The organism is Flavobacterium taihuense (genome assembly GCF_019351435.1).
GTDB lineage: Bacteria > Bacteroidota > Bacteroidia > Flavobacteriales > Flavobacteriaceae > Flavobacterium > Flavobacterium taihuense.
Genome location: NZ_JAHWYN010000010.1, coordinates 121,036 through 137,996 on the forward strand (window position 1 = coordinate 121,036; position 16,961 = coordinate 137,996).

General features: G+C 32.8%; 16 protein-coding genes. 6 read left to right on the forward strand and 10 right to left on the reverse strand.

All coding sequences use genetic code 11. The annotated features are described in order from the left end of the window. Nucleotides 1-6: 6 nt before the first annotated feature. On the reverse strand, nt 7-1,701 hold the full coding sequence (locus KZH69_RS12625; RefSeq protein ID WP_219317837.1) for a M23 family metallopeptidase: 1,695 nt from the start codon (nt 1,699-1,701) through the stop codon (nt 7-9). A gap of 292 nt (nt 1,702-1,993) precedes the next feature. Here KZH69_RS12625 and KZH69_RS12630 point away from each other — a divergent pair, with 292 nt between their 5' ends. From KZH69_RS12630 to rny, 3 genes are all read left to right on the forward strand, one after another. Further along, nucleotides 1,994-2,284 (forward strand): coiled-coil domain-containing protein, encoded by a 291-nt coding sequence (locus KZH69_RS12630; protein ID WP_219317838.1) that lies wholly within the window; start codon nt 1,994-1,996, stop codon nt 2,282-2,284. An 8-nt stretch (nt 2,285-2,292) separates the two neighbouring features. Beyond that, a complete protein-coding gene (locus KZH69_RS12635; RefSeq protein ID WP_111410667.1) occupies nt 2,293-2,586 on the forward strand; it encodes a cell division protein ZapA in 294 nt (97 codons plus the stop codon). Nucleotides 2,587-2,792: 206 nt separating this feature from the next. Then, complete coding sequence (rny, locus tag KZH69_RS12640) at nt 2,793-4,355, forward strand: ribonuclease Y (protein ID WP_219317839.1); 1,563 nt, start codon at nt 2,793-2,795, stop codon at nt 4,353-4,355. Between the two features lie 115 nt (nt 4,356-4,470). Here the strand turns inward: rny and KZH69_RS12645 are convergent, their stop codons facing one another. The 5 genes from KZH69_RS12645 to KZH69_RS12665 form a co-directional block, all read right to left on the reverse strand. Continuing rightward, a complete protein-coding gene (locus KZH69_RS12645) occupies nt 4,471-5,973 on the reverse strand; it encodes a PAS domain-containing sensor histidine kinase (RefSeq protein WP_219317840.1) in 1,503 nt (500 codons plus the stop codon). Between the two features lie 85 nt (nt 5,974-6,058). Then, on the reverse strand, nt 6,059-6,955 hold the full coding sequence (locus KZH69_RS12650) for a site-specific tyrosine recombinase (RefSeq protein ID WP_219317841.1): 897 nt from the start codon (nt 6,953-6,955) through the stop codon (nt 6,059-6,061). Nucleotides 6,956-7,033: 78 nt separating this feature from the next. Next, nucleotides 7,034-7,651, reverse strand: a complete 618-nt coding sequence (locus KZH69_RS12655; RefSeq protein ID WP_219317842.1) for a porin family protein — start codon at nt 7,649-7,651, stop codon at nt 7,034-7,036. 240 nt (nt 7,652-7,891) lie between these two features. Beyond that, complete coding sequence (locus KZH69_RS12660) at nt 7,892-8,437, reverse strand: porin family protein (protein WP_219317843.1); 546 nt, start codon at nt 8,435-8,437, stop codon at nt 7,892-7,894. A 214-nt stretch (nt 8,438-8,651) separates the two neighbouring features. Next, entirely contained in the window at nt 8,652-9,254 is a 603-nt protein-coding gene (locus KZH69_RS12665) for an outer membrane beta-barrel protein (protein WP_219317844.1), read from the reverse strand. A 271-nt stretch (nt 9,255-9,525) separates the two neighbouring features. Here KZH69_RS12665 and aroQ point away from each other — a divergent pair, with 271 nt between their 5' ends. Then, complete coding sequence (gene aroQ / locus KZH69_RS12670) at nt 9,526-9,939, forward strand: type II 3-dehydroquinate dehydratase (RefSeq protein WP_219317845.1); 414 nt, start codon at nt 9,526-9,528, stop codon at nt 9,937-9,939. An 88-nt stretch (nt 9,940-10,027) separates the two neighbouring features. Beyond that, a complete protein-coding gene (locus KZH69_RS12675) occupies nt 10,028-12,490 on the forward strand; it encodes a DUF5686 and carboxypeptidase regulatory-like domain-containing protein (protein ID WP_219317846.1) in 2,463 nt (820 codons plus the stop codon). 77 nt (nt 12,491-12,567) lie between these two features. Here the strand turns inward: KZH69_RS12675 and KZH69_RS12680 are convergent, their stop codons facing one another. The 4 genes from KZH69_RS12680 to KZH69_RS12695 all read right to left on the reverse strand — a co-directional run bounded on the left by KZH69_RS12680 (nt 12,568) and on the right by KZH69_RS12695 (nt 15,949). Then, nucleotides 12,568-13,434: a cation diffusion facilitator family transporter gene (locus KZH69_RS12680; RefSeq protein ID WP_219317847.1), complete on the reverse strand. Its 867-nt coding sequence runs from the start codon at nt 13,432-13,434 to the stop codon at nt 12,568-12,570. A gap of 89 nt (nt 13,435-13,523) precedes the next feature. Continuing rightward, nucleotides 13,524-14,840, reverse strand: coding sequence for a UDP-N-acetylglucosamine 1-carboxyvinyltransferase (murA, locus tag KZH69_RS12685; RefSeq protein WP_219317848.1), 1,317 nt, complete (start codon nt 14,838-14,840; stop codon nt 13,524-13,526). 102 nt (nt 14,841-14,942) lie between these two features. Continuing rightward, on the reverse strand, nt 14,943-15,650 hold the full coding sequence (locus tag KZH69_RS12690) for a DUF4290 domain-containing protein (protein WP_219317849.1): 708 nt from the start codon (nt 15,648-15,650) through the stop codon (nt 14,943-14,945). A 2-nt stretch (nt 15,651-15,652) separates the two neighbouring features. After that, nucleotides 15,653-15,949 carry a DUF493 family protein gene (locus KZH69_RS12695; protein ID WP_111410678.1) on the reverse strand — a complete coding sequence of 99 codons (297 nt, stop codon included), beginning with the start codon at nt 15,947-15,949 and terminating at the stop codon, nt 15,653-15,655. Between the two features lie 455 nt (nt 15,950-16,404). Between KZH69_RS12695 and KZH69_RS12700 the strand changes: the two genes are divergently transcribed. Further along, nucleotides 16,405-16,938: an AAA family ATPase gene (locus KZH69_RS12700; protein WP_219317850.1), complete on the forward strand. Its 534-nt coding sequence runs from the start codon at nt 16,405-16,407 to the stop codon at nt 16,936-16,938. The last annotated feature ends 23 nt before the right edge of the window (nt 16,939-16,961 follow it).

Here is a 16,961-nt window from a genome sequence, read left to right on the forward strand (position 1 = left end):
CTTTTACTATTTATGATTTCTTTGAAAATGAGTTTCAAAGATAGAAGAATTCCCTACATTATCAACTACAACCACTTTTAATACATTATCCCCTTCTGCCACAATTCCGTCACTAAAATCATGAGTTAAAAGTCCTGTTTTGTTATCGTACTCCATCAAAATCCATTTCCCGTTAAGATAACCGTTATACGATTTTATTCCAGACAATCTATCTGATATACTCACTTGAAGCAACTTTTGATTGTCCAATCGTTTTCCTTCAATAGATTTAGTAATTGTAGCAACAGGTGGAATTGTATCCAAGACCAATTTAAACTGTCCTAGAGTTTTTACTTTTGTCTCATAAACATTGTTTTTTTGACGGGTCGTATTGTAACTAATCCTTCCTCCTTCTATTCGCCCAATGAAAACTTTATCTTTTTGATCCGCAGGAAAACTATCATTTTCCATCGTAATTGTAAAATTCGTATGTGCGGGAACCGTATCATCATGTACAGTCAAAACGCTGTTTTTTACATCAAAATTCAAATTAAAGTCATCATAAAAAGTCCCTGCCGGAAAAAAAACAGAACATTTATCTTTTTCAAAAAAACAATCTTTTAATGCTTTCACAACATAATTAGAAACAACAGCTTCTTTCTCGATTATGGTGGAAAGCATATCATAATCAACTGGAATAGTAATTGTGGTTTTATTTCCATAAAAATCCGAAACATCCAAACGGCAAACCGAAGTCAAATTAGGAAGGACTGTAATTACACCATTGGTTTCATCAGTTCTGATAATACTCAAATTATAGGGTGGATTCATAAACAACTTCTGAATTCTTTGTTGTGTTTTTTTATAAAAAGAATAATCTATAAATGCATTTATATATCGCATTTCATCAAAAGAATAGGTATTAAACTGATAACCAAAAATAGATTTTCCGTTGCAAGACAAGTTCACATCAAAAATTCCATTTTTATTGAAAGACACATCATCATAATCATAAGCTAAAATACCAAAACCAATTTTCCCATTGGCTATAACTTTATCAGCCATGTAATTTCCGTCCTTTTGCAAAGACAAATTAATTGGAATAGGTCTTTGTGAATGATTTACTGTTGTTTTTGAATCTAACGGATAAGCATACAAATTGGAAACTATTGGTTTCTTAGTATCTTTCAACGAAGCGTCAAATCCAAAAAACATAGGATTGATTATCTTCTCTGTTTTGGTGTCCCGAAATTCAAAATGCAAATGAGGACCTTCGGAAGCACCCGTATTTCCGGAAACAGCAATTAGCTGTCCTTGTTTAACAGGCATTTCATTGGGTTTAAAATACATTTCAATTTCAAAAGATTGCTCCTTATAATGGGTTTTCTTTATAAAACTTTCGATAGAATCGGTAGCTTTTTGCAAATGCCCGTACACTGAAGTAAAGCCATTGGGATGATCAATATAAATGGTCTTACCGTTTCCAAAAGTGGAAATTTTAATTCTTGAAACATACCCATCGGCTACTGCATACACATTTACCCCCTCTCTTTGAAGAGTTTTCATATCAAAGCCTGCATGAAAATGATTTGGTCTCAATTCTCCAAAATTTCCAGATAATTGCAATGGAATATCAAGTGGTGGACAAAAATAATTTTTAGGATAATCTGTTTGAGCAAAAAGTGTATTGGTGAATACTAACAAAAAAAAAGAAAATTTCATATGTAGATAATGTTTTTTTATTGGAACATGCAATTGCTTCGCCCAGTCGCTATCGCTCGGGTTGCATATCATAATTGAGCTCTGCGACTATCATGAGGTCATACTCATTCAATGGAATAGATTTCTGCTAAGTTAAAAAAAGCAACTAAAACCCACAAGACAAATTCAAACCAAAACACAATAAGCTGATTTATAATTAATTGATTTTTTTAACGTAAAAAAATCGATAAAATATTGCAATAATAAAAAGGAATACTAACTTTGTAAGATTAAGTAATGAATAGGAATTATAATGAGTGTGATTGCAGAAATAATTGATACTCTTGAAAATAAGATTGGAAAACTTTTTTTAAAAATAAAAAGTTTAGAAAAAAACAATCAAGAATTGTACATAGAGATAAAGAACGCTGCAGTGTTAATACAAAATCAATCCCAAGAGATTGAAGCCCTAAAAACACAATTAGAAACACTCAAAATAGCCAATGCATTATTAGGCAGTGACGATAATAAAAGAGATACAAAGCTTAAAATAAATTCAATAATTCGTGAAATTGATTACTGTATAGCCCAGCTATCAGATTAGTAAAAATTATGGACGAAAAGCTTAAAATTAAAATATCAATTGCAGACAGGGTTTATCCTTTAACGGTTGATTTCGCTCAGGAAGAAGGACTTAGAAGTGCTTCAAAAAAGATTGACGCAATGATTAAGCAATTTGAAGAAAATTATGCTGTGCGAGATAAACAAGATGTATTGGCTATGTGTGCTTTACAATTTGCTTCTCAAGCAGAACAAAAACAAATTGATAATGCTATAAATGGCGAGGAAACCATTGAAAGATTAAATAAAATCAATTTACTTTTAGACGAATATCTCGAAAATTAAACGTTCTTTACAAAGACTAAGATACTGCCTACATTAGTTCATATTGGTAAACTCAACACTAACAATTTAGAATGAGCAAATCATCACTACTAAAGCATGCCACGCTTCGGCGAGGAAACTTGAACAGTGAGTTAGCTCAAAACTTGTCTTTTCGAGTTTATACAACTTCTAATGTAGGCTTTTTTTATATATAAATTTTAACAAACATGGACATCTTAACAATAATTATTTCAGGAATTACAGGTATTGCAGCAGGATTTGGAATCGCCAAAATCATTGAAAAAAGCAACATCTCTAATTTAATTAAAAGTGCAAAAAAAGAAGCCGCATCAATTTTAAAAGATGCCAATCTTGAAGCCGAAAACATTAAAAAAGATAAAATTCTTCAAGCCAAAGAGAAATTTATTGAACTAAAATCAGAACACGAACAAGTAATTCTAGCCAGAGACAAAAAAGTAGCTGAAGTAGAAAAAAGAGTGCGCGACAAAGAATCTCAAATTTCAAATGAATTATCAAAAGCAAAAAAAATAAATGATGATTTTGAAGCAAAAACAGCAGAATATGATTCTAAAATTGAAAATTTAGAGAAAAAACAACTAGAAGTTGACAAACTGCATAAAAGTCAATTGCAACAACTGGAAGTTATCTCTGGACTTTCTGCCGATGAAGCAAAAGAGCAACTAGTTGAAGGTTTAAAAGCGGAAGCTAAGAGCAAAGCAATGTCCCATATTCAAGATACTATTGAAGAAGCTAAATTAACAGCTCAACAAGAAGCCAAGAAAATCATCATCAACACTATTCAAAGAGTTGGAACTGAGGAAGCAGTAGAAAACTGCGTTTCGGTCTTTAACATCGAATCCGATGACGTAAAAGGTAGAATCATTGGACGTGAAGGTAGAAATATTAGAGCACTTGAAGCTGCAACCGGAGTCGAAATTATAGTTGACGATACTCCTGAAGCAATTATCCTTTCTTGTTTTGATCCTGTACGCAGAGAAATTGCCCGTTTAGCATTACACAAATTAGTTACGGATGGACGTATTCACCCGGCTCGTATTGAAGAAGTAGTTGCCAAAACTACAAAACAGATCGATGATGAAATCATTGAAGTAGGTAAACGTACCGTGATTGATTTAGGAATCCACGGTTTACATCCTGAATTGATAAAAGTAGTGGGTAGAATGAAATACCGCTCTTCTTACGGACAAAATTTATTGCAACACTCCCGTGAAGTTTCAAAACTTTGTGGAATTATGGCTGCCGAATTAGGATTGAATGTTAAATTGGCCAAAAGAGCTGGATTACTTCACGATATTGGTAAAGTGCCAGATGCTGAAAGTGATTTACCACATGCATTATTAGGAATGCAATGGGCTGAAAAATATGGCGAGAAAGAAGAAGTTTGCAACGCGATTGGAGCTCACCACGACGAAATAGAAATGAAATCATTGTTATCGCCTATCATACAGGTTTGTGATGCAATTTCAGGAGCTAGACCTGGAGCCAGAAGACAAGTTTTGGATTCATACATTCAACGTTTGAAAGATCTTGAAGAAGTGGCTTACGGATTTAGCGGAGTGAAAAATGCGTATGCTATTCAAGCTGGTAGAGAACTTCGTGTAATTGTAGAAAGCGAAAAAGTATCTGATGACAATGCCGCTACTTTATCATTTGAAATTTCTCAAAAAATACAAACCGAAATGACCTACCCAGGTCAGGTGAAAGTTACCGTAATCAGAGAAACCAGAGCCGTTAATATTGCAAAATAATCTTCACTCCGATAATAGTGAATAATTATAAATACTAAAATTCCAAATTCCAATTGTTAGAATCTAACTTTGAAATTTGGAGTTTTTATTTTGAGTATTTATTTTATACCGTTGATTATCCTTTTTTAAAATAAATTTTAAAAGTTGTTCCAAAATTAAGCGTGCTTTCTACTTCAATTTTGCCTCCCATATTTTCAATTTGGTTTTTCGTAAGATATAATCCAACTCCTCTCGCATCATTGTTCCTGTGAAATGTTTTATACAATCCAAAAATAGAATCTTTATGCTTTTCTAAATCAATTCCCAAACCATTATCTTTTACATTCAAAACAATAAAATCGTCATTATGTTCGGTTGTAAAAACGATTTTAGGTTCTTTACTAGAATCGGAATATTTGATTGCATTGGTAACTAAGTTCAACATGATGCTTTCCAGATAGGCTGGCACACAAAATACTTTTACTGCGCCAGGAACATAATTCATGACCTGAATTCCTTTTATCTTAATTGACTCATTCAAAACGTCCAAAACTTTATCAATAAAACTATTGACATTCAACAATTGCATATTGTTTTCCCTCTCGGTGTATATACTAACCAAATCGTTTAAATTTTCGATTGTGGAGAATAATTCATCCGAAACAATCTGAATATTACTAAACGTATCTTCATTCGAAAGAAGCCCTTCCTGGTGCAAATCGAGCAGTGATTTTATATTACCGCTATGAGTTCTTAAATTGTGGGATACAATATGTGCAAAATTCAATAACTTATTATTTTGCGTATTTACAATTTCGAGCATTTTGGCCAACTCAATTTCTTTTTCTTTTTGCGCAGATATGTCGGTATGCGTACCTACTATTCGCATTGGCTTGTCATCATCATCTCTTTCTATAACTTTACCCCTGTCTAGAATCCATTTGTACTTACCATTACAAAGAACGCGGTGGCAAGTTTCATAAAAAGGTATTTTATTGTCAAAATGTAGATTTATGTTTCCATAATATTCTTCCCTATCGTCTGGATGGACTCTTTCATCCCATTCTTCGGGAGCGGCAACCAAATCTGATTCTGTCAGTTCCAAAATTTTCATCGACTCTGATGAATAATAGACTTTATTCGTTATCAAATCCCAGTCCCAGACTCCCCTGTCCGATGCTTGTACGGCAAAATGATACCTTTCGTCCGCTACCTTTAATCGGATTTCCTGTTCTTTTACAACCGTCACGTCTGAAATCAGCCCGTAAAAAACCACCTCATCATTATCGTTTTTCTTGGGTGTGGCATCAATACGAATCCATTTATAACCGCTTTCCGGCATTAGCAATCTGAAATCAATTTCCCATTTTTCGTTGCTTATAATGGCCTTTTCGTAAGAATCTAAAAAGACTTTTAAATCCGGTTCATAAATTTTATAATTCGATAATTTGTATGAGTCTTCCAGAAATTCGTTTATGGAAAATTCATCTAAAAACTCAATGGGTTTACTCAAAAAATCGACAGCAATTTGCTTTTGGGAATTCACCCTTATCTGAAAAATAATATTTGGAAGCTGCTTAATTAAACTTTCGTATAATTTATTTAAGTCTTCTGGGTTTTTATTGGCTGTAAAAATCATAACTTATGATACTTCATTGATGTGCTAACAAAAATATTGAATCCAAAACAGATATTAACATAAAAAAAAAGATTTAATACAAAAATTACTTCCTAGGATGATAAGCTTTCATAACTTCTGTTAAAAATTTCCTGTCCAAATGAACATAAATTTCAGTCGTAGTAATGGATTCGTGACCCAGCATCAACTGGATCGAACGCAAATCGGCACCATTTTCCAACAGATGCGTTGCGAACGAATGCCTGAAAGTATGCGGACTGATTTTTTTATTTAGATTGATTTTTACGGTCAAGTCCTTAATAATAGTAAAAATCATCGCGCGAGTCAATTGGCGTCCTCTTCGGTTCAGAAATAAGGTATCTTCAAAACCTTTTTGAATATTCAGATGGACACGCACTTCTTTTCTATAAATTCCAATATATTTTTGGGTCAAATCTCCAACTGGAACAAAACGCTGTTTATTGCCTTTTCCGGTAATTTTGACAAATCCTTCCTCAAAAAACAAATCGGATATTTTTAAGGCAACTAATTCAGAAACCCGAAGTCCACAACCGTATAAAGTTTCTAGTAACGCTCTATTTCGTTCTCCTTCATTAGAACTCAAATCGATTGCCGAAATAATAGCGTCTATTTCCTCGACAGCCAAGGTATCTGGAAGTTTACGTCCAGTTTTTGGAGATTCTATTAATTCCAAAGGATTGTCATTTCTAAAATCTTCAAATATTAAATACAAAAAAAAGCTTTTCAAACCCGAAATTATTCTGGCCTGAGATCTAGGATTTACTTCTTTGGATATAGCATAAATGAATTGCTGCAATGTTTCTTCATCAATATTTATTGGCGAAACCTCAATCGAGTTTTGAGTTAAAAACAGACGCAGCCGATCCAGATCAAAAGAGTAATTATCAATGGTGTTTTTTGACAAACCTCTTTCAATTTTAAGATAAGACTTATAACTCTTTATATACGATTCCCAATTCATTGCAACAAAGTAAGGAATTTTTTAAACAAAAAAAACCTCTCGCTCTGAGAGGTTTATAAACAATATCTAAATAAAATATTAGAATTTGTATCCTAGTGATACTGAGAAAACTCCGTTTTTAACAGTAGAATCATCACCACCTTCGGTTTTTGCAACATTAGCCAAACCAAAATTATAACGAACCCCTGCAGAAAAATTCTTTGTAAAATCAAATCCCGCTCCAATATTTAAACCGAAATCAACCGATTCAAAAAGATCTTTAGCATTTTGCGATACTGATTGACCTAAAACTGTAACATCTAATTTCGAACTAGTCAAAAAACCAATTTGCGGACCAGCTTCTAAACTAAATCGTTCTGCAGCATAATATTTAAACATAATAGGAATATTAATATATGATAATTTAAAAACATCCTCCGTATTATAATTAGTACCATTATAATCAACATTCATATCAAATTTACTTCCTTGAGTTGAATATAGTACTTCGGGCTGAATAGAAAATTTATCAGACATTTTAACTTCAACAAAACCACCAATGTGAAAACCTATTATTGAAGAAGGGCTTGGGGCTCCATCTTCAGAATAAATCTGATTTGCAACATTTAGACCTCCCTTTATACCAAATTGGGCTTTTTGTGCGTTTGTAAACCCAAATACCAACACAGCAACAGCTGCTAAAATAATTTTTTTCATTTTTTTGTTTTTTTTATTAATCATTTTCTACAAATATATTAAAAATAAATACGCTTTTAGCAAAATAAAAACAATGTCTTTCCTACTTAAAGCAAAAAAAGCATTCCCAATTTAGACGTTCATAAAATTAAGACATTCATAAAGAAGAGTTACATTTTCATTCTAACACTGTTTAAAAATTTTTAATGCATAAAAAAACCTCCCTAGTTGGGAGGTTTAATTTTGAACTCTAATAAAATATTAAAATTTATATCCTAAAGATACTGAGAAAACTCCATTTTTAATTGAATCATCAAATCCTTCAACATCGTACACATTTGTCAAACCAAAATTGTATCTTAAACCAGCGGATAAATTTTCAGTAAAATCAAATCCTGCACCAAGATTAGCGCTAAAATCAGTTGAACTTACAAAATCTTTAACATCTTCACCTTCTATTTTGGCAGACATTAAAAAGCCAATTTGAGGTCCAGCTTCTAGGCTAAAAGATTTTGCTACATAAAATTTTGCCATTACAGGAATATTAATATAATCTAAATTAAATTTATCCCCGTCACTATCAGCACCTTGAGCAGAGTACATTAACTCAGGTTGAACCGCAAATTTCTCAGTAAGTTTAATTTCAGCAAAACCTCCCACTTGGAAACCTACTAATGAAGATGCATTGTCAACATCTCCAGTAAGACTAGAAACATTTAAGGCAGCTTTAACACCAAACTTAACACCTTGTGCATTTGTAAATCCAAATGCGAATACAGCTACTGCTGATAAAATAATTTTTTTCATTTTTTTGTTTTAATAGTTATTTTCCGCAAATATATCATAAAAAGCTTTTACTCTAACATAATAAAAACAATATCTTTCCTACATAAAAACCAAACAAAATAAAATCTTAACAATCAAGTCATTGCATGATTATTTTTTACAAAAAAAATAAGGATTTATCGGATAAAAAAACCTCCCAAATTGGGAGGCTCAATAGTTTTTCAATAATTTTAAATTACCATTTGTATAATAATCCAAATTTAGGTTGAGCAAAAATATTGTTAAATAAATTCACATTTATTACTAAGTCACTTGTACTAGACCCATTTTCAGGATTTGCATTGTTATAGCTTAAAACCTCAGCTAGTGTAAATGTAGCAGCCCACTTAGGAGTGAAAAAATAATTGATTCCCAAATCAATATTGGCTTTAATACCATTATTCATATTAGTGGTTCCATTCATGTATTCCAATTTTGTATGGTTGTAACCCAATCCAGCTTCACCAAATGCCTTGAAATTCCCTAAATTCAAGAAATAATATCTTGCAAACACTCCAATTCCATAGGAATTTGATTTATCAAGATTATTACTATTAGGCAAATAAGACACTGATGAGATATTAAAATCGGCACCTACGGCCCATTTTTCATCCAAAAAGTAACCAAATTTAGGTGTTAATGCAAAATAATCATCACTACTGTCTCCAGTCGTTAAAGTAATTCCACCCTCAAGCCACATATCTCCTCTTGAGAAAGTAGCTTTTGGCATACCCGAATCTTGAGCATTTGCAAAACTGAATGCAAATACTGTTACTAATACTACAATAATTTTTTTCATTTTGTTTGTTTTGTTTGTTAATATTCCAATAAATGTACGAAATACAACTCAAAAATAGCTAACTAAATCTTAATTTAATCTTAAAAATAAAATCACAAATAACTACAAATAAGACATTTATATCCAATAATCAATAAAAAATAGAAAAAATAGTTGCTTTTTCCTAACAAAATAATTAGAATGCGTTTTATTTTAAAAAAGCTACCATTTTTGATGAAATTGACTATCACAATTAGATTTGGTTTATTTATTTTTACAGAAACTAAAAGATATGAAAATCGCCATCCTTAATGGTCCAAATTTAAATTTACTTGGAAAAAGAGAACCCGAAGTATACGGAACCCAAACATTCGAAGATTATTTTGAAATTTTAAAAAATAAATTTCCTCAAATAGAGCTGACCTACTACCAAAGCAATATTGAAGGGGAACTAATAGGCAAAATACAAGAACTGGGTTTTTTTTATGACGGTATCATCCTTAACGCAGGTGCCTATACTCATACTTCTATAGGAATTGGCGATGCGATCAAAGCAGTGACGACTCCAGTAATTGAAGTACACATTTCAAACACGTATGCCCGCGAAAGTTTTAGACATCAATCTTATATTTCCGGTAATGCCAAAGGAGTAATTCTTGGCTTCGGTTTAAAAAGTTATGACTTGGGTATCCAGTCATTTTTGTAATACTTTTTTAACAAAAATTTATAAAAACTCATACATTTTTACATGTAACATCACTTACAAAAAAGCGTCCAACATCAAAACTACATTTATGAAAAACGCTTTTTTGTTTCTTTTTTTAGTTACCGGCCTTTTTTGTTCTGCCCAAATTAAAGGCAAAATAACCGATGAAAAAGGAAACCCTTTACCTTCCGTTACCATTTACGAAGACAACACCTATATTGGAACCACTTCCAACGAGCAGGGATTCTATGAATTAAACACAAAAAAGCTAGGCAAGCACACGATTGTCTTTCAATTTTTAGGATTTAAAACTCAAAAATCAACCATAGACATCATCTCTTTCCCATACAATTTAGATATAAAATTAATAGAGGAAAGCTTTACTTTAAATGAGGTCGTGATCAATCCAAAAGATAATCCAGCCAATCACATCATAAAAAATGCCATTGCCAATAAAAAAGCAAACATAGAAAAAACTGCTAACTACAAAGCTGATTTTTATTCTCGAGGGATTTTCAGAATTAAAGATGCTCCCAAAAAAATTCTAGGACGAAAACTGGATATGTTTGATGAAGTACTGGATTCCACTCGTAGTGGTATCCTTTATTTATCGGAAACCGTTTCTAAAATTACATTTCAGAAACCAGACAAAATGAAAGAAATTATTATAGCTTCCAAAGTAAGTGGAAATGATAGCGGCTTCAGCTTTAATAATGCAGCCTCTGCCAATTTTGATTTTTATGACAATTACTTAGATTTTGACGTCAATGTAGTTTCACCTATTGCAGACAATGCTTTTAGCTATTATAAATACAAACTGGAAGGTTCCTTTTACAATGAAAACAACCAACAAATCAATAAAATAAAAGTCACTCCAAAAAGACCATCTGAACCTGTTATGGAAGGCTATATTTATATTATTGATGACAGTTGGGCTATTTATGCTGTAGACGTTAACATCACGGGCGAACAAATGCAAAATCCAGCTTTGAATTTATTGACTTTAAAACAAAATTTCAGTTACAATTCAGTCACTAAAATTTGGGTAAAAAACACTCAAACAATCGATTTTACCTTTGGAATGTTAGGCATTAATATTTCGGGTAGATTTACTTATGTGTTTTCTAATTTTGAATTCGACCCCCCATTCACTAAAAAAACATTTACAAAGGAAGTTTTGACTTTTGAAGAAAATGCAAATAAAAAAGAAGATGAATATTGGAATACCATTCGTCCGATACCTTTGACTATTGAAGAAAGCACAGATTATATCAAAAAAGACAGTTTGCAAACCAAGAAAAAATCACAAGTGTATCTGGATTCTATTGATAGAAAACACAATAGATTCCATATATCCGACCCTATTACTGGTTATTCCTATAAAAATTCATTTCAAAAATGGTCCGCCAATTATGATGGTTTACTAAAAGGTATCAATTTCAATACGGTACAAGGTTGGAAAATTAACACTGGTTTATCTTATACAAAAAACGACCGCGAAAAAGGAAAATACACTCGATTTGGAGTTGATTTTGATTACGGTTTCTCAGAAGATAAATTTAGATCAACAGGAAGTTTTATCCACAAATTCAACAATATTAATAAAAGTGAAATTCAAATTTCTGGCGGAAGTCGAGTAGCGCAATTCAATGACGAAAAACCTATAAAAGAGTTATTAAACTCCGCTACCACTTTGTTTTTTAAAGAAAACTTGATGAAGATTTATGAAAATAATTTTATCTCTATTTTGTACCAACGTGAAATTACCAATGGAATATTCCTAAAGGCAAAAATGGATTATTTGGAAAACAAACCATTATTCAACACTACCGATTATACTTTTTTACAAAAAGAGAAAGACTATACGTCTAATAATCCTTTGGCTCCGAATGATTACACTACGCCACCTTTTGAAAAATACAATTTGGTAAAAGCCAATCTGGAAGCCCGAATTAATTTTGATCAGAACTACATTACACGTCCTGACGGAAAGTACGATTTTTCAAACGGTAATTATCCTATACTGACATTAGGTTATGAAAAGGGACTGGCTGGGAGCGAAAAGAATTATGAATTTGACCATTTAAAAGCCAAAGTCTTCTATGAATCAAAATTAGGCAATAAAGGTATTCTATCCATAAATGCTAAAGGAGGTAAATTCTTTAACGCCGATCAAATCTCATTTGTCGATTACAAACATTTTAATGGAAATCAAACCTATATTGGGTTTTCCGAAAGTTATTTGAATGTATTTAATTTGATGCCTTACTATGCTAACAGCACCAATGACAGCTATTTTGAATTGCATGCGGAGCATAATGACAAAGGTTATATTATGAATAAAATCCCTCTGTTAAATCTATTGAAATCTAATTTAGTTTTAGGCTATCATTTACTGGCAATCCCAAATAGAAACCCTTATACTGAATACAGTGTAGGTTTAGACAATCTTGGTTTTGGAAAACTCAAAATATTCCGTTTGGATTATGTTCGTTCCTATCAAAATGGTTTTCAAAAAGACGGCATCATTGTTGGATTAAAGATTTTTTAATTAAATCCAAACAATAAAAATAAAAAAACCAATACGCCTATAAATCGTATTGGTTTTATTTTCTTGTTTTAACTCTTTTAATTGGGTTCAATATGAATTAAGACATGTCCTAATTCCGGTATTTCTTCTCGCAAAGTATCTTTGAGTCTATGCGATATATCATGACCTTCTTTTACCGATATATCTCCACTCACCCTGGCATGCAAATCAACATGGTACTTCATTCCTGCTTTTCGGATGAAACATTTTTCGGTATCAATAACTCCTTCTACATGATGAGAGACTTGCCTTATTTCTTCGACTAAATCATCATACAAATGTTCGTCCATGATTTCACCAAGCGCAGGTCTAAAAATGAGGTAACTATTATATAGGATAAAAACTGATGCAAACAAGGCAGCCCAATCATCAGCTGCTTCATATCCTTTCCCCAAAAACAAAGCGATCGAAATCCCTATAAATGCAGCGATCGAAGTTAAAGCATCGCTTCTGTGATGCCAAGCATCAGCCTTGAGAGATGAACTATTGGTTTCCTTGCTTCTTTTCATCACCAATCGAAACGAATACTCTTTCCAAAGAATAATCGCTCCAAGCACAAAAAGTGTCCAAGGCTTTGGTAAATTATGGGGCGTTTGAATATTTATAACACTTTCATACCCAATAATAGTTGCCGATGTGATTAAAAATCCAACCACCAAAAAGGTGATTAATGGCTCTGCTCTACCGTGCCCGTATGGATGATTGTCATCAGCTGGTCTATTGGAATATTTTATCCCGAATAAAACCAAAAGAGAAGCAAAAATATCCGTTGTAGATTCTATGGCGTCTGCAACTAAGGCATAAGAATTCCCGAAAAAGCCAGCAAAACCTTTTATAAGAGCTAGCGAAGTGTTCCCAATTATACTAAAATAGGTCGCCTTTATGGCTTTCTCTTCATTAGACATATTTCACTTTTTTGTGCTAAAAAACGCTTAAAAAAATTATTTTCAAATGAAAATTAAATTTATTTAAGCGTTTTTAAAATTGATGTTTCTTATTGTTTTTCTCGAACTATTTTAGCTCCTATGGCTCTTAAACGTTCGTCTATGCGTTCGTATCCTCTGTCTATTTGCTCAATATTTTGGATAGTACTCGTTCCTTTAGCAGATAATGCTGCAATCAATAATGAGATTCCTGCACGAATATCAGGTGAAGACATTGTTGTTGCTTTTAGAACGGATTTAAAATCATGACCTATAACTACAGCTCTATGTGGATCACACAACATGATTTTGGCTCCCATATCAATCAATTTATCAACAAAGAACAAACGGCTTTCAAACATTTTTTGGTGAATCAAAACATCTCCTTTGGCTTGTGTAGCAACTACCAATACAATACTCAATAAGTCAGGTGTAAATCCTGGCCAAGGTGCATCGGCAATAGTAAGGATCGAACCATCGATATCGGTTTTTACTTCGTAACCGTCTATATGTTCCGGAATAAAAATATCATCTCCTCTTTTCTCCAATGTAATTCCTAATTTTCTGAATACATTTGGAATCACCCCTAGATTTTCCCAGCTTACATCTTTAATTGTAATTTCGCTTCTTGTCATGGCCGCAAGACCAATCCAAGAACCAATTTCAATCATATCAGGTAAAATTCTGTGAACACAACCTCCTAGTTTTTCAACTCCTTCTATAGTCAATAAATTAGATCCAACTCCTGTAATATTGGCTCCCATAGAGTTCAACATTTTACAAAGTTGTTGTAAATAAGGTTCACAAGCAGCATTGTAAACTGTTGTTTTTCCTTTGGCTAAAACAGCAGCCATAACGATATTGGCCGTTCCGGTTACAGATGCCTCATCAAGTAACATATCGGCTCCAACAAGTCCATCTGGAGCTTCTACTCCATAAAAATGGTCTTCTCTGTTATATCTAAATTTAGCTCCTAAATTGATGAATCCTTCAAAATGGGTATCCAATCTTCTACGTCCAATTTTGTCACCTCCTGGTTTCGGGATATATCCTTTTCCAAAACGTGCCAAAAGTGGCCCAACAATCATAATGGAACCACGAAGTGAACCACCTTCTTTCTTGAAAGCTTCAGTTTCTAGATATCCTACATTCACCTCATCTGATTGGAAAGTATAAGAACCATGTCCTAATTTCTCAATTTTAACTCCCAAATTACCCAAAAGTTTTATCAATTTGTTAATATCGATAATATCCGGGATATTGTTGATTGTTACTCTTTCTGGCGTTAAAAGTACGGCACACAAAATTTGCAATGCTTCGTTTTTCGCTCCTTGTGGTATTACTTCCCCTTTTAGATGAACTCCTCCTTCTATTTTGAAAACTTCCATGTTTTTGTTTTAAGTTTCTAAGTTGCTGAGAATCTAAGTTTTTTTTAAGCTTTTCAGCTTAGTTTCTTAGTTTCTTAGCGTCTTGGTTTCTCTTTAATTTATTTACTTTTTTTGAAACGGTTTTGGTTTACCGATTTTATTATTCTTGTTGCTTTGAATTTTTGGTTGTCCAGCAGGGCCAATTTTGTTTGAAACCCTTTTGTTAGTTCTCAGTAAATCGGTGGTATTTAATAGTTCTTCCGAACTTTGCAGTAAATTGAGTTTTCCGTCTGACAATTCATAAAGGTGTTCAAAAATCACATCGTCTTTTACAGTGTCTTTATTCCAACTCAAATACGATTTTTTCATATGATTGGCAATTACTTTAACCAATGCACTTTTCATTTCTCCTTCTTCCCATTTGTTGGCGACATCAATCATGTATTTGATATTGTTCCCATAATACCTGTATTTTGGGTAGTTCTGAGGATATTTCAAAACATCAGGTTTGAGTTGCAAAACTTCTCTGGACGGTATGGGATATGGTGAATCTGCAGCTAACTTAAAATCAGACATGATAAAAAGTTGATCCCAAAGTTTATGCTGAAAATCGGGTACGTCGCGAAGGTGCGGATTCAAACTTCCCATTACCTGAATGATATATTTTGCCGCTTTGTTACGCTCTACATCATCTTCAATACTAGAAGCTTGCTCGATCAATTTTTGCAAATGACGACCATATTCTGGAATGATTAAATGTTCTCTTTCAGAATTGTATTCCAAATTGAAAACCACATCATTCGCGTTTTCTTTTTTATATTTTTCGATCATAATTATAAGGAAACTATACCTTCTATAGTGGATAATTCTTGGTACTTATCTATTATTTCTTGCGAATCCTTGACCATTAAATCTACCGAAATACTGGTAAATTTTCCTGTTCTGGATTTTGTTGTTTTGATTACAGCCCCCATACAATTGAATGCATCTTCTACTTTCAGAATATTTTCCTCGGTTGTAGGAACTATAAATTTAAACAAATATTCTGCAGGCCAAGAATTACTGAGATCTAATTCGGCCTTTAGTCTTTCATAAAACTCTGCAGTCTCTTTTTCTTTATCGTTGTCCATTCTTAAATTAAAAATAAAGGCAAATATACGTTTTAGATTTTAGATTTTAGATTTTAGATTTAGGAATTATAGATATGTATTAAGATTTTTAAAATCGGGAGATGTTTGCTTCTGTTTTTTATAATCTTGAACTGAATTTAATCAATTACGGATCAAGAAAAGAATTGTCCTCATAAATGTACGGATTGACCGGATTTTTCACAGATTTAAAATTGTTGGTGTCTGTTTATAAAAGCTTTAAAAAAATGCACCAAGCCTCTCCTCTAGCCCTGATGGTCGAATTGCTCACGCAATTACCTTTTTATCTCCTCTTTTGGAATGAGATAAAAAAATACAGCGGACAGCAGGAACCATTTTACCTGCAAAAAAATCATCTCTTGCTCCTTGAAATTGGGTGATAATAAACTTTTTAATTTCCAATAAGTTTGAGTATTTTTGCCGCTTAATTACAGAAAGTGCAGAAAGAAATTATTGTTATCATTGGCGGCCCCGGTACAGGGAAAAGTTCTATTATTAAAGGTCTGGAAAAGAAAGGCTATTGCTGTTATCCTGAAATTTCCCGTGAAGTTACACTGGAAGCCCAAAAACGAGGTATTGAACAATTGTTTCTTAAAGACCCTTTATTGTTTAGCCAAATGTTGCTTGATGGCAGAATAAAGCAATTTAGCAATGCCAAAAACGAACCTCATCAATGGGTCTTTATTGACCGTGGAATCCCTGATGTTGTGGCTTACCTAGACTATATCGGTGATGATTTTCCAGTACATTTTGACCACGCTTGCCGTGAAAATGTATATACCAAAATTTTCATGCTTCCACCTTGGGAGGCCATTTATGAAAGTGACAGCGAGCGTTACGAAAACTTTGAACAAGCAAAAACCATCTATAAACACCTCACAAAGACCTACACTAATTATGGCTACAATCTAATTGAAGTACCAAAAGATAGCGTAGATAACCGAATTCTTTTTATATTAGATAAAATTTAGCAAATTCTTGAAAATCAAAAATG

What these genes read in the sequence shown, in the direction of transcription:
- KZH69_RS12625 (WP_219317837.1), bottom strand. Translation starts at nt 1,701, where the DNA reads ATGAAATTTTCTTTTTTTTTGTTAGTATTCACCAATACACTTTTTGCT.
- KZH69_RS12630 (WP_219317838.1), top strand. Translation starts at nt 1,994, where the DNA reads ATGAGTGTGATTGCAGAAATAATTGATACTCTTGAAAATAAGATTGGA.
- KZH69_RS12635 (WP_111410667.1), top strand. Translation starts at nt 2,293, where the DNA reads ATGGACGAAAAGCTTAAAATTAAAATATCAATTGCAGACAGGGTTTAT.
- rny (WP_219317839.1), top strand. Translation starts at nt 2,793, where the DNA reads ATGGACATCTTAACAATAATTATTTCAGGAATTACAGGTATTGCAGCA.
- KZH69_RS12645 (WP_219317840.1), bottom strand. Translation starts at nt 5,973, where the DNA reads ATGATTTTTACAGCCAATAAAAACCCAGAAGACTTAAATAAATTATAC.
- KZH69_RS12650 (WP_219317841.1), bottom strand. Translation starts at nt 6,955, where the DNA reads ATGAATTGGGAATCGTATATAAAGAGTTATAAGTCTTATCTTAAAATT.
- KZH69_RS12655 (WP_219317842.1), bottom strand. Translation starts at nt 7,651, where the DNA reads ATGAAAAAAATTATTTTAGCAGCTGTTGCTGTGTTGGTATTTGGGTTT.
- KZH69_RS12660 (WP_219317843.1), bottom strand. Translation starts at nt 8,437, where the DNA reads ATGAAAAAAATTATTTTATCAGCAGTAGCTGTATTCGCATTTGGATTT.
- KZH69_RS12665 (WP_219317844.1), bottom strand. Translation starts at nt 9,254, where the DNA reads ATGAAAAAAATTATTGTAGTATTAGTAACAGTATTTGCATTCAGTTTT.
- aroQ (WP_219317845.1), top strand. Translation starts at nt 9,526, where the DNA reads ATGAAAATCGCCATCCTTAATGGTCCAAATTTAAATTTACTTGGAAAA.
- KZH69_RS12675 (WP_219317846.1), top strand. Translation starts at nt 10,028, where the DNA reads ATGAAAAACGCTTTTTTGTTTCTTTTTTTAGTTACCGGCCTTTTTTGT.
- KZH69_RS12680 (WP_219317847.1), bottom strand. Translation starts at nt 13,434, where the DNA reads ATGTCTAATGAAGAGAAAGCCATAAAGGCGACCTATTTTAGTATAATT.
- murA (WP_219317848.1), bottom strand. Translation starts at nt 14,840, where the DNA reads ATGGAAGTTTTCAAAATAGAAGGAGGAGTTCATCTAAAAGGGGAAGTA.
- KZH69_RS12690 (WP_219317849.1), bottom strand. Translation starts at nt 15,650, where the DNA reads ATGATCGAAAAATATAAAAAAGAAAACGCGAATGATGTGGTTTTCAAT.
- KZH69_RS12695 (WP_111410678.1), bottom strand. Translation starts at nt 15,949, where the DNA reads ATGGACAACGATAAAGAAAAAGAGACTGCAGAGTTTTATGAAAGACTA.